This is a genomic window from Pseudomonas fulva (assembly GCF_023517795.1).
GTDB classification, from domain to species: Bacteria; Pseudomonadota; Gammaproteobacteria; order Pseudomonadales; family Pseudomonadaceae; genus Aquipseudomonas; species Aquipseudomonas fulva_D.
Map to the genome: position 1 here is coordinate 2,047,998 of NZ_CP082928.1, position 21,847 is coordinate 2,069,844.

The window sequence follows — 21,847 nt, forward strand, 5'->3', positions numbered from 1 at the left end:
GCTCACTCACCCAGCAGGGTCTGCAGGGTGCGCGTCACGCCCAGCTTGCGCAGGCTGTCGTAGCACAGCTCGAAGGCGGTGACGAAGGCCGCCGATTGCGGGATGGCGGTGCCGAAGATCACCTCGACGCCGAGCACCCGCTCGCGCACCTTGTCGTCATCGGTCACCAGCGCCTGGCAGAACGCGGCGCGCGGATCGGGGATGCGGTAGGTGGTGCCGGTCTCGTCGACGCCCTTGAGGTACAGCGCCCAGGCTGCGACCACTAACGCTGCGCGCTCCAGCGGGCGGCCGTCTTCGATCAACCGGTTGAGGGTCGGCACGATGAACTTGGGAAATTTCGACGAGCCGTCCGAGCAGACGCGCTCGAGCTGGTCGGCGATGGCCTGGTTGGAGAAGCGCTCGATCAGGGTGTCCTTGTAGTCGTCCAGGTCGATGCCCGGCACCGGCGCCAGCTGCGGGGTCACGTCCTGGTCCATGAAGGTGCGCACGTAGCGGCGCAGCAGCGGGTCGTTCATGGCTTCGTGAACGGTGCGGTAGCCCTTGAGAAAGCCCAGGTAGGTCAGCGCCAGGTGGCTGCCGTTGAGCAGCTTGATCTTCATCTCTTCGTAGGGCGTGACGTCGTCGGTGAACTGCACGCCGACCTTTTCCCAGGCTGGCCGGCCGTTGACGAACTTGTCTTCCAGCACCCACTGCAAAAATGGCTCGCAGACCACCGGCCAGGCGTCCTCGACGCCATGGCGCTCGGCCAGCTGGGCGCGGTGGGCATCGCTGGTCATCGGCGTGATGCGGTCGACCATGGCATTGGGAAAGCTCACATGGCTGTCGATCCAGCCAGCCAGCTCATGGTCGGCCAGGTGGGCGAAGGCCAGCAGCGCCTTGCGGGTCACCGCGCCGTTGTGAGGCAGGTTATCGCAGGACATCAGGGTGAATGCCGGGATACCGGCGGCGCGGCGTTTGGCCAGGGCCGCGCAGAGGAAGCCGAATACGCTGCGCGGCGCCTCCGGGTGCGCCAGGTCGTGCTGGATGTCCGGCAGGTGGGCCATGAAATCGCCCGTGCTGTCGTCGATGCAGTAGCCACCTTCGGTGATGGTCAGCGAGACGATGCGGATCGCCGGGTCGGCCAGCTTGTCGATCAGCGCGGCGGGCGAATCCTCGGCCAGTAGCATGCCGTTGATGGCACCGACCACGCGCACTTCGAGGCCCGGCTGGTCGCCCAGCACCAGCATGGTGTAGAGGTGATCCTGCGCGGCCAGGGCCTGCTGCATGGCGCGGTCTTCGCGGCGCAGGCCGACGCCGCAGATGCCCCACTCGCGGGCTTCGCCGCGGTTGAGCAGGGCTTCGGTGTAGATCGCCTGGTGGGCGCGGTGGAAGCCGCCGACGCCGATATGGGCGATGCCCTGTCGCACGGTCGAGGGATCGTAAACCGGCACTTCGACTTCCGGGGCCAGTGCAGCGAGGTTCTTGCGATTCAGTTTCATGGGGCGATTCCTGCGCGTCAGGCGGCCTGGCCGGCCTGGATGCGTTTGTCGATGGCCAGGCCATCGGCGTTGAAGACGTGGCAGTGGGCCGGGTCGAAATCCAGCGCCAGGGCTTCGCCGTAGGCCGGCGAGAAGTCGCCGCGCACCCGCACGGTGAGGTCCTCCTCGCCAACCCGCACATGGCAGAAGGTGTCGCTGCCCAAACGTTCGCTGACATCGGCGGTGGCCTGCAGACGGCCCTGCCCGGCCGGCACCACGTTGAGGTGCTCGGGGCGGATGCCGAGGGTGATCTGGTCGCCGTTGCGCAGGCCGGTGGCGGCCAGCGGCAGGTCCAGTGCGGCGCCGCAGCTCAGGCGCAACTGGCAGCGGCCGCCGTCGACGCCTTCCACCTGGCCACGCAGGAAGCCCATCTTTGGCGTGCCGAGAAAGCCGGCGACGAACAGGTTGACCGGGTGGTTGTAGAGCTCCAGCGGCGAGCCGACCTGCTCGACGCGGCCACCATTGAGCACCACCACCTTGTCGGCCAGGGTCATGGCCTCGACCTGGTCGTGGGTCACGTAGATCATCGTCGCCTTGAGCTCCTTGTGCAGGCGCGCCAGTTCCAGGCGGGTCTGCACGCGCAGGGCGGCGTCGAGGTTGGACAGCGGCTCGTCGAACAGAAAGATCTTCGGGTTGCGCACGATGGCGCGGCCGATGGCCACGCGCTGGCGCTGGCCGCCGGAGAGCTGCTTGGGCTTGCGCTCCAGCAAGGCCCCCAGCTCGAGGATGCGTGCGGCATTGGCGACCTTCTCCTCGACCTCCGCCTTGCCGACCCGAGCCAGATCGAGGGCGAAGGACAGGTTCTTGCGCACCGTCATGTGCGGGTACAGGGCGTAGGTCTGGAACACCATCGCCAGGTCGCGCTTGGCCGGCGCGGTGTCGGTGATGTCGGTGCCATCGAGGGTGATGGTGCCGCTGGAGACCTCCTCCAGCCCGGCGATCAGGCGCAGCAGCGTGGACTTGCCACAGCCGGACGGGCCGACGAACACCACGAACTCACGGTTCTCGATATCCAGGTCGATGCCCTTGATGATCGCCGTGCCGTCGAAGCCTTTCTTCAGGTTGCGGATTTTCAAATCAGCCATGGCTCTTGATCCTTCTTGTTATTTCACAGCGCCGAACGACAGACCACGCACCAGCTGCTTCTGGCTGATCCAGCCGAAGATCAGGATGGGCGCGCAGGCCAGGGTCGAAACGGCGGAAAGCTTGGCCCAGAACAGGCCTTCGGGACTGGAGTAGGACGCCACCAGGGCGGTCAGCGGCGCGGCGGCGGAGCTGGTCAGGTTGAGCGACCAGAACGCCTCGTTCCAGCACAGGATCAGCGACAGCAGCATGGTCGAGGCCAGGCCACCACGGGCGATGGGCAGCAGCACGCGAGCGATCTCCTGCCAGGTGGTGGCGCCATCCAGGCGCGCCGCCTCGAGGATCTCGCCGGGGATGTCCTTGAAGTAGGTGTACACCATCCACACCACGATCGGCAGGTTGATCAGGGTGTAGATGACGATCAGCGCGATGCGCGAGTCGAGCAGGCCGAACTGCTTGGCCAGCAGGTAGATCGGCACCAGCACGCCCACCGGCGGCAGCATCTTGGTGGACAGCATCCACAGCAGCGTGCCCTTTGTGCGTTTGGTCTCGAAGAACGCCATCGAATAGGCCGCCGGCACCGCGATAAGCATGCACAGCAGGGTGGCGGCAAAGGAGATCAGCACCGAGTTCCAGGCGTAGGCGAAGTAGTCGCTGCGCTCGTTGATGTGCAGGTAGTTCTCCAGGGTCGGCGTGAAGATGAACTGCGGCGGCGTGGCGAAGGCATCCAGCTCGGTCTTCAGGCTGGTCAGCACCATCCAGAAGATCGGGAAGAAGATCAGCGCGGCCACGGCCCAGGCCAGCGTGCCGACCAGCACGCTCTGCAGGCGACGGGATTGCTTCAGGGTCAGCATCTCGGAGCCCTCACTGTTTGTCGGTCAGGTTCTTGCCGATCATGCGGATCAGCACGATGGCGGCGATGTTGGCGATCACCACGGCGATCAGCCCGCCGGCGGAGGCCATGCCCACGTCGAACTGCAAGAGCGCCTGGGTGTAGATCAGGTAGGCCAGGTTGGTCGACTCGTAACCCGGGCCGCCGCTGGTGGTGGTGTAGATCTCGGCGAACACCGAGAGCAGGAAGATGGTTTCGATCATCACCACCACGGCGATCGGCCGCGCCAGGTGCGGCAGGGTCAGGTGCCAGAAGATGGCCAGCGGGCCGGCACCGTCGAGGCGCGCGGCCTCCTTCTGCTCCTGGTCCAGGGACTGCATGGCGGTCATCAGGATGAGGATGGCGAACGGCAGCCACTGCCACGACACGATGAGAATGATCGAGAACAGCGGGTGGTGCGCCAGCCAGTCCACCGGCTGGGCGCCGAAGAACTGCCAGACGGCGGCGAGAATCCCCGAGACCGGATGGAAGATCAGGTTCTTCCACAACAGCGCGCTGACCGTCGGCATGATGAAGAACGGCGAGATCAGCAGCACCCGCACGATGCCGCGGCCAAAGAACTCGCTGGCCTCCAGCAACGCGGAGATCAGCACGCCGAACACCACGCTGATCAACAGCACGCTGCCGACCAGCAGCAGGGTGTTGCCGGCGCCGGACAGGAAGGCGGCGTCGGTGACGAAGTATTCGAAGTTTTCCAGGCCGACGAAATCGTTCTCGCCGGGATACAGCAGGTTGTAGCGGATCAGCGAGAAGTAGATGGTCATGCCCAGGGGCACGATCATCCAGATCAGCAGCAGAACCACCGAAGGGCTGACCAGGAACCAGCCGGGCGCCAGGCGCTTGCGCCGCGTAGCGACGGCTTCGCCTGCCGCTGGCGAGCGGGAGTCGAGGGTTGTGTTATCCATGGGGGCTCCGCAATGAGCGGTTGGGTATGACGGATCGGGCCGAGTGACCCAGGCGTTGTCTGATCACCCGCGGTGGGCCGCTGCACGGCGGCCCACCGCGAGGTGCTTACTTCGGATACCCGGCGCGTTTCATTTCCCGCTCGGTGCTCTGCTGCGCGGCCTGCAGCGCCTGCTCGGGCTGCATCTGCCCGGTCAGCGCGGCGGCGAACAGCTTGCCGACGGCGGTGCCGATGGCCTGGAACTCGGGAATGGTCACCAGCTGGATGCCCACGTACGGCACCGGCTTGGCGCTCGGGTCGGCCGGGTTGGCCTTCTTCAGCGAGTCGAGGGTCACCTTGGCGAACGGCGCAGCCTTCATGTAGGCATCGCTGTAGGTCGAGGCGCGGGTGCCTGGCGGCACGTTGGCGACGCCATCCTTCTCGGCGACCAGCTCGGCGTAGGCCTTGGACGTGGCCCAGGCGCTGAAGGTCTTGGCGGCATCCTTGGATTTGGAGCTGGTGGGGATCGCCAGCGCCCAGGAGTACAGCCACGAAGCGCCCTTGTCGGTGACCTGGGTCGGCGCGAAGGTGAAGCCCACCGAGTCGGCCACCTTGCTCTGGGACTTGTCGGTGACGAACGAGCCGGCCACGCTGGCATCGACCCACATGGCGCACTTGCCGCTGTTGAACAGCGCCAGGTTCTCGTTGAAGCCGTTGCTCGAGGCGCCCGGCGGCCCATATTTCTTCATGGTGTCGACGTAGAAGTTCAGCGCGTTCTTCCACTCGTTGCCGGTGAATTCCGGCTTCCACTGCTCATCGAACCAGCGTGCGCCGTAGGCGTTGGCCACGGTGGTGATCAGCGCCATGTTCTCGCCCCAGCCGGCCTTGCCGCGCAGGCAGATGCCGTACTGGCCCTTGTCGGGCTGGTGCAGCTTGCCGGCGAACTCGGCCATCTGCTCCCAGGTCGGCTGCTCGGGCATCTCCAACCCGGCCTGCTCGAACAGGTCCTTGCGGTAGTAGGTGATCGAGGCTTCGGCGTAGAACGGCAGCGCATAGAGCTGGCCCTTGGCCGACAGACCTTCACGCACGGAGGGGAACACGTCATCGAGGGCGTAATCGGCGGGCAGGTCCTTCATCGGCTCCAGCCAGCCCTTCTCGCCCCACAGCGCCGCCTCGTACATGCCGATGGTCAGCACGTCGAACTGGCCGCCCTGGGTGGCGATATCGGTGGTCAGGCGCTGGCGCAGCACGTTCTCTTCGAGCACCACCCACTTGAGCTTGATGTCCGGGTGCTGTTCTTCGAAGGTCTTGGCCAGGCGCTGCATGCGAATCATGTCGCTGTTGTTGACCGTGGCGATGGTCACGGTCTCGGCAGCCTGGGCGCCGACGGTGAGGGAAAGGCATGAAGCGGCTACGAATACTTTGAGCGTATGGTTCATGGTCTTGAACTCCTCTCCCTCGGTGGACCTCGGGAGACATTATTGTTTTTGTGGGCCGACCCGGATTACACCCCTAGCGCCGAACGCGAACAACGCCTCGACTGCACTGCAACCGATACTTTTTTGCACTGATCGGCCAAGGCACTGCCGCTTCAGCGGAAGCACTCGACGCGTCAAGCACGCCGTTTTCGGCTATTTCCCGACGGATCGAGGTGGCGGAATCAGTACAGATTTTGCGCGGTGATGCGCTGGGTAACCAGCCGTCGGTAGCCGCTGGGCGTCATGCCCTTGAGCTGCTGGAAGCGCCGGTTGAAGTTGGAAATGTTGTTGAAGCCGGACTCGAAACACACCTCGGTCACCGGCTTGTCGCTCTGGGTCAGCAGCTCGCAGGATTTGCTCACCCGCAGGCGATTGACGAACTCGACGAAGCCGCGCCCGGTGGCCTGCTTGAAGAAGCGCGAGAAATAGGTGGGCGTCATGCCCAGGTATTCGGCCACCTCTTCCTGGCTCAGCTCTTGGGCGTAGCGCTGGAAGATGTAGTCCACGGCGCGGTTGATGCGGTCGACGTGGTGCTCGTCGGCCAGCTGCGCAGCGGTACGGTCCGAGAGCAGCTGGTACGCCTCGCAGCCGGCCAGCAGCTCCATGAGGATGAAGAAATGCCCCAGGCGGGTCATGCCCTGGGAATGGGCGATGCGCTGCAGCAGCTGGCGTGCCTCGGCGATGGTGTGCGGGCAGCGGAACTCGATGCCGTACTGGGCGCGGGCCAGCAGCGGCTGCAGGTCCTTGAGTTCGGCGAACACCGCGGTGCCGCTTTCCAGCACCTCGTCGGTGAAGTTGACCAGCATGTCGCGCTCGGCCACCGCCTCGCCCGGCGCCATCTGGCTGATCCAATTGTGCGGCAGGTTGGGGCCGGTGAGAAACAGGGTATCGGGGGAGAAATTGCCGATGTAGTCGCCGATGAAGACCTTGCCGGCACTGGCGACGATCAGGTGCAGCTCGTATTCCTTGTGGAAATGCCAGCGCACCAGCGGGCTGGGAAAGCCGTGCTGGCGATAGATCAGCGAATGACCCTCGTGGTCATCCATCAGCTCATAGGACGGGTCGAGCGTTCTCTGCGATCGGGACATGGCGGGCCGGCATCGTCTTGTTCTTGTCGGTGATTGCCGGTGGGCCGCGCCTGTTGCGCAAACCCACCGACCGACTAAAGACCCTAGCACAACCCGTCGGGTTCGCTGTTTTGACTCGGATTGTAAGATGGGTCGGGCCGCGTAGGTGAAACCCATCTTACGGATCTACATTCTGTGGGAGCGCGCCATGCGCGCGATTCGCGGGCATGGCCCGCTCCCACAGGCGTGGGGTGGACGACGCCTCACCTACGCGGCTCGCACTATCCTACGAGCCCTCAGCCCTGCGGATAACGCGGGCGTGGCGTCGCCATCGGCAGCGGGCCGTCGCCGATCTGGCGGAACTCGCCGGTTTCGGCATCGTAGGCCTTGATCTCGCTGCTTTCGATGTCATACACCCAGCCGTGGATGAACAGCTGACCAGCGGCCAGGCGCGACGCCACCGAAGGATGGGTGCGCAGGTGGTCGAGCTGGGCCACCACGTTTTCCTCGGTGAGCACGCCCAGGGTGGTGTGGTCGGCGCAGCCGCAGTTGTCGGCGACCACCGTCTTGGCCACTTCGGCATGGCGCAGCCAGGCCTTGACCGTCGGCATGCGCTCCAGGGTTTCCGGGTCGAGCACGGCCTTCATCGCGCCGCAGTCGGAGTGGCCGCACACGATGATGTGCTGCACGCCCAGGGCGGCGACCGCGTACTCGATAGCGGTGGACACGCCGCCGTTCATCTGGCCGTACGGCGGCACCACGTTGCCGACGTTGCGGGTCACGAACAGGTCGCCAGGCTCGCTCTGGGTGATCAGCTCGGGCACGATGCGCGAGTCGGCGCAGGTGATGAACATGGCACGTGGCGACTGGGCATGGGCCAGCTTCTTGAACAGCGCCTGCTGCTGCGGGAACACATCCTGACGAAAGCGCAGAAAGCCTTCGACCAGATGATCAAGCGCCTCGGCGGCCGAAGCGGCGTTCTTGGGGGTGCTCTCGGCAGGACGACGATTACCAGGCATTAGCGTTACCTCGCTTACGGATGGGAGACGAAGCGTGCGACAGCGCACAGCTTTCCAGCCGGCGGGGTTACCGGCAAGGGGTCGAAGGCTTGGACTGTGGTAATGCCCTTCAAGGCACGTCGGGGAGAAAAATCCATTCTTTCACTTGCGAAGCCGGCAGTTGACTACTCTCAGCGAGAGACCTGTTGCCACCCACAGCTCAAAGCCAACTGCGCAAGAAGTTGCGCACTAAATTGTGAATAAGTCTGTGGATACTTCCTTAAAGACCACGTCCATAAAGCGCTACAAGTGAATGCGCAATAAGTTGCACACCGCTGCACAACCTCTTGCGCACTTTTTTGCTATTTTGTTTGCCTTTCCGAGTCAGGCTGCCAATTAATTCCGTTAAGCGGCTGATTTATCTAGCTTTTTATAAGGCTGGCACGTCAATTGATTGCTAAGTCGGCACCCATCGGCGATTTCGCCTCGGGATTTCTGTTTTCGACAAGGAGAGCACTCTCATGGCAACACCCGCATACATGTCCATCACTGGCGAGAAACAAGGCCTGATCACCGCCGGCGCATTCACCGCCGACTCGGTTGGCAATACCTACCAGGAAGGTCACGAAGACCAAGTCATGGTTCAGGGCTTCAGCCACGAAGTGATCATCCCGCGTGATCCGCAGTCGGGCCAGCCGACTGGCCAGCGCGTGCACAAGCCTGTCGTGATCACCAAGGTATTCGACAAGGCGTCCCCGCTGCTGCTGGCTGCTCTGACCTCCGGCGAGCGCATGACCAGCATCGAAATCCAGTGGTTCCGCACCTCGGCTCAAGGCACCCAAGAGCACTACTACACCACCAAACTTGAAGACGCGATCATCGTCGACATCAAGGACTACATGCACAACTGCCAGGACCCGTCCAACGCACATTTCACTCACCTGGAAGACGTGCACTTCACCTACCGCAAAATCACCTGGACCCACGAAGTATCCGGCACTTCGGGCTCCGATGATTGGCGCTCCCCAGTCGCTGGCTAAGCCAACCGACTGTTCAGCACCGGCCAGCCCAGCTGGCCGGTGCTGTTTACGCTTATCCAGAATGCCAGTGGCCGTTTCCCGCCGGATCGGCGGTGGCCGCAGCACTGCACGAGGAACATCGGATGTTCGCGCCAGCCAACCAGACGCACTTCAGCCTGACCGTAGAGGGTCTGTCGACCGACCTGCAGGTGTTCACGCTCACCGGGCGTGAAGCCATCAGCGAACCGTTCGCCTTCGAAGTGGAACTGGTCAGCGAGCAGTCTGCCCTGGACCTTGAAACCCTGCTGCACAAACCGGCGTTCTTGCAGCTCTCCCCAGATGGCAGCGGCATTCATGGCCTGCTCTATAGGGTCGCCCAAGGCGACTCCGGCAAGCGCCTGACTCGCTATGCAGTCAGCCTGCGCCCTCAACTGGCCTACCTGGCCCATCGCATCAACCAACGCATCTTCCAGAACCTCAGCGTGCCGGCCATCATCGGCCAAGTGCTCGAAGAGCATGGCATCCAGAGCGACGCCTACGAATTCAAAGTCGGGTCGGTTTATCCCGAGCGCGTTTATTGCGTTCAGTACGATGAATCGGACCTGCACTTCATCCAGCGCCTGTGCGAGGAAGAAGGGATCCACTACCACTTTCAGCACAGCGCTAGCGCCCACAAACTGGTGTTCGGCGACGATCAGACGGTGTTTCCGAAACTGGCGCCCGTGGCCTACCAGCAAGACTCCGGCATGGTCGCCAATGACCCGGTCATCAAGCGTTTCGACCTGCGCCTGGAAACCCGCACCAGCCGCACGACCCGCCGCGATTACGACTTCGAAAAGCCGCGGTTGAAGCTGGAAAGCGAGAACCGCGGCGATGCCCTGCCCGACCTCGAAGACTATGACTACCCCGGCCGTTTCGTGGACCGAGAGCGCGGCAAGCACCTGGCCAAGCGCGCCCTGGAGCGCCACCGCAGCGACTACCAACTGGCTGAAGGTAAAAGCGATCAGCCACTCTTGGTCAGCGGCCATTTCCTCGCCCTGACCCAACATCCCAAAGCCAAATGGAACGACCTGTGGCTGCTGACCGAAGTCCTCCATGAGGGCAAGCAACCCCAGGTGCTGGAAGAGTCGATCACCAGCGATACCACCGACCTGAAAGACGACTTCCACCAGGGTTACCGCAATCGTTTCAAGGCCACCCCCTGGGACGTACCTAACCGCCCTGCCCTACAACACCCCAAGCCGCGCTTGCTCGGTAGCCAGAGCGCCATGGTCACCGGGCCGAAAGGCGAAGAGATTCACTGCGACGAGTACGGCCGCGTCAAGGTGCAATTCCACTGGGACCGTGAGGGCCAGGCCGACGACAAGACCAGCTGCTGGCTGCGTGTGTCCAGCGCGTGGGCTGGTGCTCAGTACGGCGGCATCGCCATCCCGCGCATCGGCATGGAGGTGCTGGTCACCTTTCTCGAAGGCGACCCCGACCAGCCGCTGATCACCGGCTGCCTGTACCACAAGGAAAACGCCGTTCCCTACGCGCTGCCCGCCAACAAGACCCGCAGCACCTTCAAGACCCTGAGCTCACCCGGTGGCAGCGGCTACAACGAGCTGCGCATCGAAGACAAGAAAGGCCAGGAGCAGATCTACCTGCATGCCCAGCGCGACTGGGGCGAGAACGTCCAGAACAACCAGAAGATCCGCGTCGGTAACGAGCGCCACGACACCGTCGAGCAAAACAGCTACAGCGAATTCAAGGCCGAAGAGCACCACACCGTGCATGCCGACCGCAAGGTCGAAGCACGGGCCGACGACCACCTCACCGTGGGCGTGAACCAGCACGTGAAGATCGGCACCGGCCAGTTCATCGAAGCCGGCCAGGAAATCCACCTCTCCAGCGGCCTGAAAGTGGTGCTCGAAGCCGGCAGCGAACTGACCCTCAAGGCCGGCGGCAGCTTTATCAAGATCGACGGCGGTGGTGTGACGCTGAGCGGAGCGGTGGTCAATATCAACTCGGGAGGCAGTGCGGGCAGTGGCACCGGCGCGGCACCGTTGTTGCCGGGGTTGCTGAAGCAGGCGGATGCCGACAAGGCAGGGAAACTGTTGCAAAGAGCCCAACCGCAGCCAAGGCTCGCACCACCTAAAGGAATCTGCCTTGAATGCCTGCGCAAAGCCATGCGTGAAGGCAGCGCGACGCTCGCGGGAGCCATGGCATGAATGAGCAGATTTCGGCACGCACCGATTGGGAAACAGCGGTTGCAGCAGGTCATACCTTGGCAATGGTGGTGGAGCTTGGAATGCTTCCTTCCGAGATACGCCCGGCACTTTCGACAGAGCATGCGTTTTTTCCTTTGCTGGTGCAGCCAGAAGTGTCACATCTGAACACCGAAGGCCCCGCCCTTATCGAGCTCAGTAGCCAGCCGTACAACAAGTACACCCAGCTTATCGAGCACCTCGGCAATGAAGCGCAGCATGGCTGGCTTAGCTGCCGGCTGGACATCCTCGAACTGCAAAAGCACCTGGCCGATGCGCTTGCCTGCCGCAATATCGATGGTGAAACCCTGCTGATCCGCAGTTATGCCCACAACGTATTGCCGATCTTGCATAGGCGTCAGGAGCAGCCGTGGCACACATGGCTATTCGGCCCAGTCGCCAATTGGTGGCTGCCCACCTCACAAGGTTGGCAGCGCGTCGAAGGGCTGGGGCTGAACGACCTGCCGCCGTACCACCCTATCGAACTCGACCAACCGCTGGTGGATGCACTGGGTGTCGATCCCCACGCCCAGGCCCTGGTTGCCGAGTTACAGGCCAACGCCCCCGAGGTGTTCAACAGCGAGTGCCACGGTGAGCGGCTGAACCAGGCCAGCCAGGCGTTGGCCCAGGCGCGCAAGGCAGGCCTGTCGCGCTCCTCGGATCAATACTTTTATGCCCTTTACAGCCTGTTGGGCGGCAAAGCCATCGATCAGAACCCGCACTGGCCCGCCATGTTGCAACAAGTAGAGACCGACGGGCAGGCCCTGGCCGACGTTCAGCTCGAACAGGATGAGCGCATGGAGAGCCTGGGATGAGTGGGCACAGGCTTATGCGGAGCAGAGGCACCTCAAACGCAGTACTGATAGTCGCTTGCGCACTTGCCTATATCGCCTGGGCCTATATGCAAACCCCAGGCGCCATGCTCTATGTGCATAACCATACTGATCGGCCCATCTTCAGCTATTCCGTCAACGATGCATGGGGCGGCAATGCGTCCGCTTATGGCGGAAGCGGTGCTAGTTGCTGCTCGCGCATTGAAGGCGATGTGCTGAAGGTGGAGTGGATCAAGGGACGTACAGGGGAACAAGCCCGTCAAAGTATTAAGGAAGAGACCGTTACGCTGGAGATACTCAATCCGCAACGCACTCGGCAGGACAAATACCTACATGTGCACTTTTTCCCTGGTGATCAGGTGCGTTTATTCTGGAGCCCTAACTTGGACAGCCCTTTTGAAAACCTTAAGGAAGCACCGGATAAAGAGGTCTAACAGTGAAGCAAGTCAACGAATTACTTAAACGCTGGAAATCGCTATCTGCAGCCGCTAAATCTCTATTTAGCCTAGCATTTTTTGGGCTGTTAATACTTGGCTATTTGGCCTGGGCCTACACCCGTATGCCAGGAGCCATGCTTTATGTACATAACCATACCGATCGCCCTATATCTGGTTATGCCGTAAACGAGGCTTGGGGCGGAAATGCTTTTGCTTATGGTGGCGGAAAGGTTACTTGCTGCTCACGCATTGAGGGTGATGTACTGACGATTGAGTGGATTAAGGGACGTACCGGCGAACAACTTCACCAAGGCGTGCAGAAAGAAACCGTAACGCTAGAAGTACCCAACCCGCCACGCACCCGTCAAGACAAATATCTGCATGTGCACTTTTTTCCAGGTGACCAAGTGCGTTTGTTCTGGAGCCATAATCTGGACAGCCCTTTTGAAAACCTTAAGGAAGCACCGGATAACGAGGTTTAACAGTGAAGCAAGTCAACGAATTATTCAAACGCTGGAAATCGCTACCCGCAGTAGCTAAATCCCTGTTTAAGTTTGCACTTCTTGGACTTTTGGTAATTGTCTATGTAGCTTGGTCTTATGCCCAGATGCCAGGTGCCATTCTCTATGTACATAACCATACAGACCGCCCCATTTTCAGCTATGCGGTCAACGAAGCCTGGGGCGGCAATGCGTCCGCTTATGGCGGAGGCGGTGCTAGTTGCTGCTCGCGCATTGAAGGCGATGTCCTGACGGTAGAGTGGGTAAAAAGTATTACCCAACCGCAGTACGAGGCGGGCATGCGTGAAGAAACTCATACGCTTGCGGTCCCCAACCCGCCGCGCACCCGACAAGACAAGTACCTGCACGTACACTTTTTTCCGGGCGACCAAGTACGTTTGTTTTGGAGCCCTAACTTGGATAGTCCCTTCGAAGACCTCAAGGAAGCGCCCGATAGCAAGGAGCAAACACCATGAGCAACCGCATTACCGAACAGGCAGCAGCTATGGCGGCTCGCTGTCGTGCCTCGCCAGACAATCCTCATATCAATACCTGCGGACATAGTCTGCGTATCGGTTTTTTCTTTGATGGGTTTGGTCGTCATCGCATTAAGGACATACAAACTGGACGTGTCAGCAATGTCGGCAAACTTTACATGGCTCACTCCGATCATCTTGGAGATAACAAATCTTTCAGCTACCGAAAATTTTATGCATCCGGCCTAGGACAAGACTTTTCTGCAGATCTGAATGTTACTGCAAATAGTGCCGTGACCAGCTTTGGAAAAACGGCTAGCGAAGTGCCTACCGATATGGCGGAGGAGCAGGCCATAGAGGCCGCCAAGGATGCACTCGACTCCAAACGCAGCTGGTGGGAGCGCATAAGTCGCAACCTGAAAGCACTGTGGCATACCCCGCACAAGATGGCCGGAGTGCTTAAAGGTGCGGTTATCGACGCCACCGTCGAAGCGATAGCCCCAGTGCGGGATAACCGATTTGCCGCTGAGTTGCTCAAGACCGGCGCGGACACCCGAATTCAGGGCGCAATTGATTTTCTCAACGAAACCCTTCGCAAAGTCGAAGCTCAAGGCGATCAGCCCCCACTTAAATACATCGAGCTGACCGTGTATGGCTTCGACTACGGCGCCACGCTGGCGCGTGCATTCCTCCATGAACTGCTAAGCCGTGGGCCACAAGCGGCCGAAGGCTCATATCGCTACCAGGGCAAGGAGCTGAGCATTCTCTTTGCTGGTTTGTTCGATGGTGTTGACCGCAGCCATGTCGACTTCCCCTACTTGCCCCTACCGCTGCGTACGGCACTGGACGATGGCGGCCCTCTGCCCACTCGGGTGAAGCAGGCACTGCATCTGGTGGCCGCCCACGAACGGCGCTTTTACCGGCGCGCCCGCTTGCTGGGCGCCGCTCAACCGAATTGGCGAGAAAAGTGGGTACCTGGGGTGAGCGAGGATGTGGGCGGCAGTCTGCTGCCGGGCGAACAGAAACCCAGCTCAGAACTGGCCTTGGTAAGCTTGCACGAGATGTACCACGCAGCGCGACGCGCGGGCGCGCCATTTCCTTCTCTTGACGATCTTCCACTGACGGACAGAAAAGTTGCCGAGCTCTTCGTTTTCAACGACCACTTCGAGCAAAGCAGCGCGAGAGGGCTAAGCCGCCATTACGAACGTGAAGTGAAAGCCGGCCTTGCCGAAGTCAAGGCGTTCAAGCCTGGGTTCGCTGGTGCTCCCCTGCGCATAGAGCAGCAGCTATTCGCCGCGCATATGCGCGTATACATCCGTTGGATGGCCGCGCTCTGGCGGCCTTACCACGCGCGCCTCCAGCAGCTCAACGACGATGAAGATCGGCTACGTGCCAGCGCAACGGGCAATATGGCTGGCATGCTCGGTATTCCACGGGAGAGCGCCGCGCAGCGGCAAACCCGCGAACAGCGCCTGCAGGCCATCAACCAGGAACGGGCACAATTACGCACCGACCTGAGCTGGCTGGAAGAGGTCAACGAAGAAGCTGTGCGCATGCGCTCGGCACTGAACAACCCGGTTCGCGGCTGGCGCGCCGCCGGTACGCGGGAGCAAGCCGACTTATGGGCGGTGCTGCTATCGGCCTGGTTCGAAGAACCCGCTAAAGGTGTTAGCGAGCCCGTCCACCGGCTTTTCGGTCACTTCGTTCATGATCGCCTCGCCGTGGATACCGCCCAACGCTCGTTAACGCAGCTGACCGGGCAAAACTTCTTCGCCATTCGAGGGTTTGATTTGCCAAGCTGACGATTTTGGCCTGAGCAGCCAATTGAATATTTACGAATGAATCAGCGCTAGTTGCCTTCATTAAGAATCATCCAACCCATGGCTCCGGTGCGGGCCCAATCCACCTCACTGCTGCTTGCCTGGCAAAGCCCAGCGGCCTCTACTGACAGGCTCAGAACAGCCCCATCTGCTGCCCCGGCGGCGCGAACTGCGAGCAGTCCAGCACCGCCCGCTTGCTGCCGTCGTAGCCGTAGCGGCGCCGGGCCAGGCGAAAGCGTTGGGCCAGCAGCTCGGCGAAGTGGCCCTCGCCTTTCATCCGTGCGCCAAAGCGGCTGTCGTAGTTCTGCCCGCCGCGGGACTGGCGGATCAGGCTCATCACGTGCTCGGCGCGGTCGGGAAAGTGCGTTTGCAGCCATTCCTCGAATAGCCCGGCGATTTCCAGCGGCAGGCGCAGCAGCACGTAGCCGGCCGAACTGGCGCCGGCATCGCGCCCCGCTTCGAGCAGGCGCTCGAGCTCCATGTCGTTGATCATCGGGATCATCGGGGCGGCCATCAACCCCACCGGTACGCCGTGCTCGTGCAGGGTCTTCATCGCCCGCAAACGGGCCTTGGGCGCGGCGGTGCGCGGCTCCATGATGCGTTTTAGTTCGTCATCCAGGGTGGTGATGCTGAACGCCACGCTGACCAGGTTGCGGCTGGCCAGCTCTTCGAGCAGATCCAGGTCGCGCAGAATCAGCGCGCTCTTGGTGATGATGCTCACCGGGTGGCGGTAGCGCAGCAGGATCTCCAGGGCCTGGCGGGTCAGCTGGTGCTCGCGCTCGATGGGCTGGTAGCCGTCGGTGTTGATGCCCAGGGCGATGGGCGCCGGCACGTAGCCCGGCTTGCTGAGCTGTTCCTCGAGACGCTCGGCCAGGTTGGTCTTGGCGATCAGCTTGGTTTCGAAATCGATGCCCGGCGACAGGTCCCAGTAGGCGTGGCTTGGTCGGGCGAAGCAGTAGATGCAGCCATGCTCGCAGCCGCGATACGGGTTTACCGAGCGATCGAAGCCCACGTCCGGCGACGTGTTGCGGCTGATCACCGTCTTCGCTCGCTCGTGACGCACCTCGGTGACGAAGGTCGCCGGCGTCTGTTCCTGATACCAGCCGTCGTCCTCGGCCTCGCTGCTGGTGGGCGCGAAGCGGTTGTGCGGTTTGCTGGCGGTGCCGCGCCCGCGCGGCGCTGATGTCGGATTCATGATGCAGGCTCGGTAACTGTATATAAATACAGTATTGAGATTGCGCCCGCCGCACAAGCCTCGCTCGTCGCACGAGTAGCCTGAACCGTTCGTCGCCTGGCGAGGTCGCATCTGCACACACATTCGCGTCCTGCCGTGCCGGAGCCTCCATGCCGCCCGTACCGACCTCTGCGTTGCCTCGCCTTGTCGCGGCCCTGCTGGCTTTCGCGCTGCTGGCCGGCTGCGCCGACGAGCCGCCGCCCGCGCCGAAGAACCCGCGAGTGAAGGTGGCCACGGTCAGTCAGGTCGATTACGCGGCGGATGCCACCATCACCGGCGATATCCAGGCGCGGGTGCAGACCGACCTGTCGTTTCGCGTGGGCGGCAAGATCACCGAGCGCCTGGTGGATGTCGGCGATAGGGTAAAGGCCGACCAGGTGCTGGCGCGTCTCGACCCGCAGGACCAGCGCAACGCGGTGCGCTCCGCCGAAGCGGCCGCCGAAGCCGCCCGCGCCCAGGTGAAACTCAGCGCCGCCAACCTGTGGCGCCAACAGCAGCTGCTGCCCAAGGGCTACACCAGCCGCAGCGAATACGACAGTGCCCTGGCCAGTGACCGCAGCGCGCGCAACAGCCTGGCCGCCGCCCAGGCGCAGCTGGCCGATGCCCGCGAACAGGCCGGCTATACCGAACTGCGCGCCGAAAGCGACGGGGTGATCACCGCCCGCCAGGCCGAGGTCGGTCAGGTGGTGCAGGCCGCCACGCCGATCTTCGGCCTGGCCCGCGAGGGCGAGCGCGATGCGGTGTTCAACGTCTTCGAAGCGCTGCTGGTCGAGCCCGGCCAGCAGTTGCGCGTCAGCCTGCTGGACGACCCCGAGGTAAGCGCCAGCGGCACGGTGCGCGAGGTCAACCCGCAGGTGTCGGCGCAGAGTGGCACCGTGCAGGTGAAGGTCGGCCTGGAGCAGGTGCCGGCGGCAATGACCCTGGGTTCCACCGTCAGCGCCCATGTCAGCAACCCGGCGGTGCGCAGTGTCGAGCTGCCCTGGTCGGCGCTCACCAAGGCCGAGCGCGAGCCGGCGGTGTGGCGCCTGGGCGGCGATGACATCGTGCAGCTGCACCCGGTGCAGGTCGGCCGCTACCTGACCGACAAGGTCATCATCCGCGCCGGCCTGGACGATGGCGACCGCGTGGTGGTGGCCGGCGGGCAGTTGCTGCACCCGGGCCAGAAGGTGGAAGTCGCCGAGGCCCGCGAGCAGGAGCAGCAACAGGAGCAGCAGCCATGAACCGTGCTATCCCGTTCGCGCTGATCGCCGCGCTGCTCGCAGGCTGCGCCGAGGACGACAAACCCGAGCCGATCCGCCCGGTGCTGTATACCGAGGTGCAGCAGCAGGATCAGCAGGTGCTCGGCCGCTTCGCCGGCACCATCGAGGCGCGGGTGCAGAGCACCCTGGGCTTTCGCGTTGGTGGGCGGGTCGCCCAGCGCCTGGTGGATGCCGGTGCCGAAGTGAAGGCTGGAACCACCCTGGCCACCCTCGACCCCACCGACCAGCAGAACGCCCTGCGTGCCAGCGAAGGCGATCAGGCGCGCAGCGAAGCGCAGTGGATCAACGCCCAGGCCAATGCCCGGCGCCAGCAGGAACTGTTCGACCGTGGCGTCGGTGCCAAGGCCACCCTGGAGCAGGCCCAGACCGAGCTGAGCAACGCCCGCAGCAACCGCGAGCAGGCCGAGGCCGCCACCCGCCAGGCCCGCGACCGGCTCGCCTACGGCACCCTGAGCAGCGACTTCGATGCGGTGGTCACCGCCTGGCACGTCGAGGCCGGCCAGGTGGTCGGCGCCGGCCAGGAGGTGGTTACCCTGGCCCGCCCGGACGTGCGCGAAGCGGTGTTCGACCTGCCCGTGGAGCTGGCTGACGGGCTCGACGATCAGGTGCAGTTCAACGTCGCCTCGCAGCTCGACCCGAGCATCGCCACCCGTGGTCGGCTGCGCGAGCTGGAGCCGCGCGCCGACGCCGCCACCCGCACCCGCCGCGCCCGCCTGACCCTGGAAGACACGCCGCCCGGCCTGCGCCTGGGCACCGCCGTGGCCATCAGCCTGACCCGCGCGCAGACGCCACGCAGCCTGCTGCCGGCCGCCGCCGTGCAGGAAATCGACGGCCAGAGCCGCGTCTGGGTGATCGACACCGGGGCCAAGACCGTGCACCCGCGCAACGTGCGGGTGGTCGGCCGCGAAGGCGCACAGATCAGCGTCGAAGGCCTTGCGGCCGGCGACAAGGTAGTCAGCGCCGGCCTGAGCGAGCTCAGGGACGGCCAGCAGATCCGCATCGATGAGGGCGTCGCACCATGACCCAGCAGGCGCCGCGCAAGGACGGCTTCAACCTTTCAGACTGGGCGCTGCGCCACCAGTCGTTCGTCTGGTACCTGATGTTTGTGTCGCTGCTGATGGGCGTGATCTCTTACATGAACCTGGGCCGCGAGGAAGACCCGGCGTTCACCATCAAGACCATGGTCATCCAGACCCGCTGGCCCGGCGCCACGGTCGACGAAACCCTCAGCCAGGTCACCGACCGCATCGAGAAGAAGCTCGAGGAACTGGACTCGCTGGATTACGTGAAGAGTTACACACGCCCCGGCGAATCGACGGTGATGGTGTTCCTGCGCGACACCACCAAGGCCGACGCTATCGACGGCATCTGGTACCAGGTCCGCAAGAAGATCGACGACATTCGTGGCGAGTTTCCCCAGGGGCTGCAAGGGCCGTCGTTCAACGACGAATTCGGCGACGTGTTCGGCTCCATCTACGCCTTCACCGGCGATGGCCTGAGCATGCGCCAGCTGCGCGACTACGTGGAGCGGGTGCGCGCCGAGATCCGCAGCGTGCCGGACCTGGGCAAGGTGCAGATGGTCGGCCAGCAGAACGAAGTGTTCTACCTCAATTTCTCGACCCGCAAGCTGGCCGCCCTGGGCATCGATCAGCGCCAGGTGATCCAGAGCCTGCAGGCGCAGAACGCGGTGACCCCCTCCGGGGTGATCGAGGCCGGCCCGGAGCGGATTTCCGTGCGCACCAGTGGCCAGTTCGCCTCGGAAGCCGACCTGCGCAACGTCAACCTGCGCCTCGACGATCGCTTCTACCGCCTGACCGATATCGCCGAGATCAGCCGCGGCTACGTCGACCCGCCCCAGGCGCTGTTCCGCTACAACGGCAAGCCGGCCATCGGCCTGGCCATCGCCATGCGCGACGGCGGCAATATCCAGACCTTCGGAGAGGCCCTGCACGGGCGCATGGACCAGTTGACTGCCGAGCTGCCGGTGGGCGTTGGGGTGCACGTGGTCTCCGACCAGGCCGAAGTGGTCGAGGAAGCGGTCAGCGGCTTTACCCGCGCACTGTTCGAGGCGGTGCTGATCGTCATGCTGGTGAGCTTCGTCAGCCTCGGCATTCGCGCCGGCCTGGTGGTCGCCTGCTCGATTCCGCTGGTGCTGGCCATGGTGTTCATGTTCATGGAATACAGCGGCATCACCATGCAGCGCATCTCCCTGGGCGCGCTGATCATCGCCCTCGGGCTGATGGTCGACGACGCGATGATCACCGTCGAGGTGATGGTCACGCGCCTGGAAAAAGGCGACTCACTGCACGACGCCGGCACCTTCGCCTACACGTCCACAGCCTTTCCGATGCTTACCGGCACCTTGGTGACGGTAGCCGGCTTCGTGCCCATCGGCCTCAATGCCAGCTCGGCGGGCGAGTACACCTTCACCCTGTTCGCGGTGATCGCCGTGGCGCTGTCGCTGTCCTGGCTGGTGGCCGTGGTGTTCGCCCCGGTGATCGCCGTGCATATCCTGCCCAAGCGCATGAAGGAAAAGCAAAGCGGCCCGGGCCGCATCGCCCGCGCCTTCGACAAGGGCCTGCTGCTGGCCATGCGGCACCGCTGGTGGACCATCGGCCTGACCATCGCTCTGTTCGTCGCCTCCCTGGCCGGCATGACGATGGTCCAAAGCCAGTTCTTCCCGGCCTCGGATCGCCCGGAAATTCTCGTCGACCTCAACCTGCCGCAGAACGCCTCGATCAACGAGACCCGCGCCCAGGTCGACCGCCTCGAAGCCAGCCTGCAGGGCGACGAGGACATCGCCCGCTGGAGCACCTACATCGGCCAGGGCGCCCTGCGCTTCTACCTGCCACTCGACCAGCAGTTGCAGAACCCCTTCTATGCCCAGCTGGTGATCGTCGCCCAGGACATCGATGCCCGCGACCGCCTGGTGGCCAAGCTCAACAAGCGCCTGCGCGAGGACTTCGTCGGCATCGGCAGCTTCGTGCAGCCCCTGGAAATGGGCCCGCCGGTGGGCCGGCCGATCCAGTATCGGATCAGCGGCGCGGACGTCGACCAGGTGCGCAAGCACGCCCTGGAACTGGCCACCCTGCTGGACAAGAACCCGGACATCGGCGAGATGGTTTACGACTGGAACGAGCCCGGCAAGGTGCTGCGCATCGACGTCGCCCAGGACAAGGCGCGGCAGTTCGGGCTGTCCTCCGAGGACGTCGCCAACCTGCTCAATGGCATCGTCAGCGGCACCACGGTCACCCAGGTGAAGGACGACATCTACCTGATCGACGTGATCGGCCGCGCCGAAGACAGCGAACGCAGCTCGCCGCAGACCCTGGAAAACCTGCAGATCGTCAACCCGAACGGCGTGGCCATCCCGCTGCGCGCCTTCGCCACCGTCGGCTACGAGCTGGAGCAGCCGCTGGTATGGCGCCGTGATCGCAAGCCGACCATCACCCTAAAGGCCGCGGTGGTCAGCGATATCCAGCCCACCGACCTGGTAGCGGACCTTGCACCGGAGATTCAGAAATTCTCGGACGCGCTACCCAACGGCTATAGCGTCGCCACCGGCGGCACCGTGGAAGAAAGCGGCAAGGCCCAGGGGCCGATCGCCAGCGTGCTGCCGCTGATGCTGTTCCTGATGGCCACCTTCCTGATGATCCAGTTGCACAGCGTGGCCAAGACCTTCCTGGTGTTCAGCGTGGCGCCCCTGGGCCTGATCGGCGTGGTGCTGGCCCTGGTGCCGACCGGCACGCCGCTGGGCTTCGTGGCGATTCTCGGCGTGCTGGCGCTGATCGGCATCATCATCCGCAACTCGGTGATTCTGGTGACCCAGATCGACGAGTTCGAACGCGGCGGCGACTCACCCTGGCAGGCGGTGATCGACGCCACCCACCACCGCCGCCGGCCGATCCTGCTGACCGCCGCCGCCGCCAGCCTGGGCATGATACCCATCGCCCGCGAAGTGTTCTGGGGGCCGATGGCCTACGCGATGATCGGCGGCATCTTCAGCGCCACCCTGCTGACCCTGCTGTTCCTGCCGGCGCTGTATGTGGCGTGGTATCGGATCGAGGAGCCTTCTGAAAAGGAGCGGGAGGAGGCGCCGGCTTGA

General features: G+C 63.3%; 18 protein-coding genes. 10 read left to right on the forward strand and 8 right to left on the reverse strand.

Annotation, left to right across the window (positions count from 1 at the left end; translation table 11 throughout):
- Positions 1-2: 2 nt before the first annotated feature.
- From K8U54_RS09190 to K8U54_RS09220, 7 genes are all read right to left on the reverse strand, one after another.
- Positions 3-1,478, reverse strand: a complete 1,476-nt coding sequence (locus tag K8U54_RS09190) for a mannitol dehydrogenase family protein (RefSeq protein ID WP_249909840.1) — start codon at positions 1,476-1,478, stop codon at positions 3-5.
- 17 nt (positions 1,479-1,495) lie between these two features.
- Positions 1,496-2,602, reverse strand: a complete 1,107-nt coding sequence (locus tag K8U54_RS09195) for an ABC transporter ATP-binding protein (RefSeq protein WP_249909841.1) — start codon at positions 2,600-2,602, stop codon at positions 1,496-1,498.
- Between the two features lie 18 nt (positions 2,603-2,620).
- Positions 2,621-3,454: a carbohydrate ABC transporter permease gene (locus K8U54_RS09200; RefSeq protein WP_027904257.1), complete on the reverse strand. Its 834-nt coding sequence runs from the start codon at positions 3,452-3,454 to the stop codon at positions 2,621-2,623.
- Positions 3,455-3,464: 10 nt separating this feature from the next.
- On the reverse strand, positions 3,465-4,397 hold the full coding sequence (locus tag K8U54_RS09205) for a carbohydrate ABC transporter permease (protein ID WP_027908523.1): 933 nt from the start codon (positions 4,395-4,397) through the stop codon (positions 3,465-3,467).
- Between the two features lie 106 nt (positions 4,398-4,503).
- Positions 4,504-5,814 carry an ABC transporter substrate-binding protein gene (locus tag K8U54_RS09210; RefSeq protein WP_249909842.1) on the reverse strand — a complete coding sequence of 437 codons (1,311 nt, stop codon included), beginning with the start codon at positions 5,812-5,814 and terminating at the stop codon, positions 4,504-4,506.
- A 221-nt stretch (positions 5,815-6,035) separates the two neighbouring features.
- Positions 6,036-6,941, reverse strand: a complete 906-nt coding sequence (locus tag K8U54_RS09215; protein ID WP_249909843.1) for a helix-turn-helix domain-containing protein — start codon at positions 6,939-6,941, stop codon at positions 6,036-6,038.
- A gap of 275 nt (positions 6,942-7,216) precedes the next feature.
- Entirely contained in the window at positions 7,217-7,939 is a 723-nt protein-coding gene (locus K8U54_RS09220; protein WP_075928864.1) for a carbonic anhydrase, read from the reverse strand.
- 500 nt (positions 7,940-8,439) lie between these two features.
- Between K8U54_RS09220 and K8U54_RS09225 the strand changes: the two genes are divergently transcribed.
- The 7 genes from K8U54_RS09225 to K8U54_RS09255 all read left to right on the forward strand — a co-directional run bounded on the left by K8U54_RS09225 (position 8,440) and on the right by K8U54_RS09255 (position 15,231).
- The gene (locus tag K8U54_RS09225) at positions 8,440-8,958 is read left to right on the forward strand and encodes an Hcp family type VI secretion system effector (protein ID WP_075959453.1); all 519 of its coding nucleotides are present in this window, start codon (positions 8,440-8,442) and stop codon (positions 8,956-8,958) included.
- 122 nt (positions 8,959-9,080) lie between these two features.
- Positions 9,081-11,147 (forward strand): type VI secretion system tip protein TssI/VgrG, encoded by a 2,067-nt coding sequence (gene tssI / locus K8U54_RS09230; RefSeq protein ID WP_349654562.1) that lies wholly within the window; start codon positions 9,081-9,083, stop codon positions 11,145-11,147.
- On the forward strand, positions 11,144-11,998 hold the full coding sequence (locus K8U54_RS09235) for a DUF4123 domain-containing protein (RefSeq protein ID WP_249909844.1): 855 nt from the start codon (positions 11,144-11,146) through the stop codon (positions 11,996-11,998). Before tssI ends, K8U54_RS09235 begins: the two co-directional genes overlap by 4 nt.
- Complete coding sequence (locus K8U54_RS09240) at positions 11,995-12,450, forward strand: DUF3304 domain-containing protein (protein ID WP_249909845.1); 456 nt, start codon at positions 11,995-11,997, stop codon at positions 12,448-12,450. Before K8U54_RS09235 ends, K8U54_RS09240 begins: the two co-directional genes overlap by 4 nt.
- Positions 12,451-12,452: 2 nt before the next feature.
- A complete protein-coding gene (locus tag K8U54_RS09245; protein WP_249909846.1) occupies positions 12,453-12,935 on the forward strand; it encodes a DUF3304 domain-containing protein in 483 nt (160 codons plus the stop codon).
- A 2-nt stretch (positions 12,936-12,937) separates the two neighbouring features.
- Positions 12,938-13,429 (forward strand): DUF3304 domain-containing protein, encoded by a 492-nt coding sequence (locus tag K8U54_RS09250; protein WP_249909847.1) that lies wholly within the window; start codon positions 12,938-12,940, stop codon positions 13,427-13,429.
- Positions 13,426-15,231 (forward strand): phospholipase effector Tle1 domain-containing protein, encoded by a 1,806-nt coding sequence (locus K8U54_RS09255; protein ID WP_249909848.1) that lies wholly within the window; start codon positions 13,426-13,428, stop codon positions 15,229-15,231. Before K8U54_RS09250 ends, K8U54_RS09255 begins: the two co-directional genes overlap by 4 nt.
- 151 nt (positions 15,232-15,382) lie before the next feature.
- Here the strand turns inward: K8U54_RS09255 and K8U54_RS09260 are convergent, their stop codons facing one another.
- Positions 15,383-16,444, reverse strand: coding sequence for a PA0069 family radical SAM protein (locus tag K8U54_RS09260; RefSeq protein WP_249909849.1), 1,062 nt, complete (start codon positions 16,442-16,444; stop codon positions 15,383-15,385).
- 149 nt (positions 16,445-16,593) lie between these two features.
- On the opposite strand from K8U54_RS09260, the gene K8U54_RS09265 reads away from it, so the two are divergent.
- Genes K8U54_RS09265 through K8U54_RS09275 form a run of 3 tightly spaced genes read left to right on the forward strand, consistent with a single transcriptional unit; the run spans position 16,594 to position 21,847 of the window.
- A complete protein-coding gene (locus K8U54_RS09265) occupies positions 16,594-17,703 on the forward strand; it encodes an efflux RND transporter periplasmic adaptor subunit (RefSeq protein WP_249909850.1) in 1,110 nt (369 codons plus the stop codon).
- Positions 17,700-18,764: an efflux RND transporter periplasmic adaptor subunit gene (locus tag K8U54_RS09270; protein WP_249909851.1), complete on the forward strand. Its 1,065-nt coding sequence runs from the start codon at positions 17,700-17,702 to the stop codon at positions 18,762-18,764. The genes K8U54_RS09265 and K8U54_RS09270 overlap by 4 nt, the downstream gene beginning before the upstream one ends.
- The gene (locus K8U54_RS09275) at positions 18,761-21,847 is read left to right on the forward strand and encodes an efflux RND transporter permease subunit (protein ID WP_249909852.1); all 3,087 of its coding nucleotides are present in this window, start codon (positions 18,761-18,763) and stop codon (positions 21,845-21,847) included. Before K8U54_RS09270 ends, K8U54_RS09275 begins: the two co-directional genes overlap by 4 nt.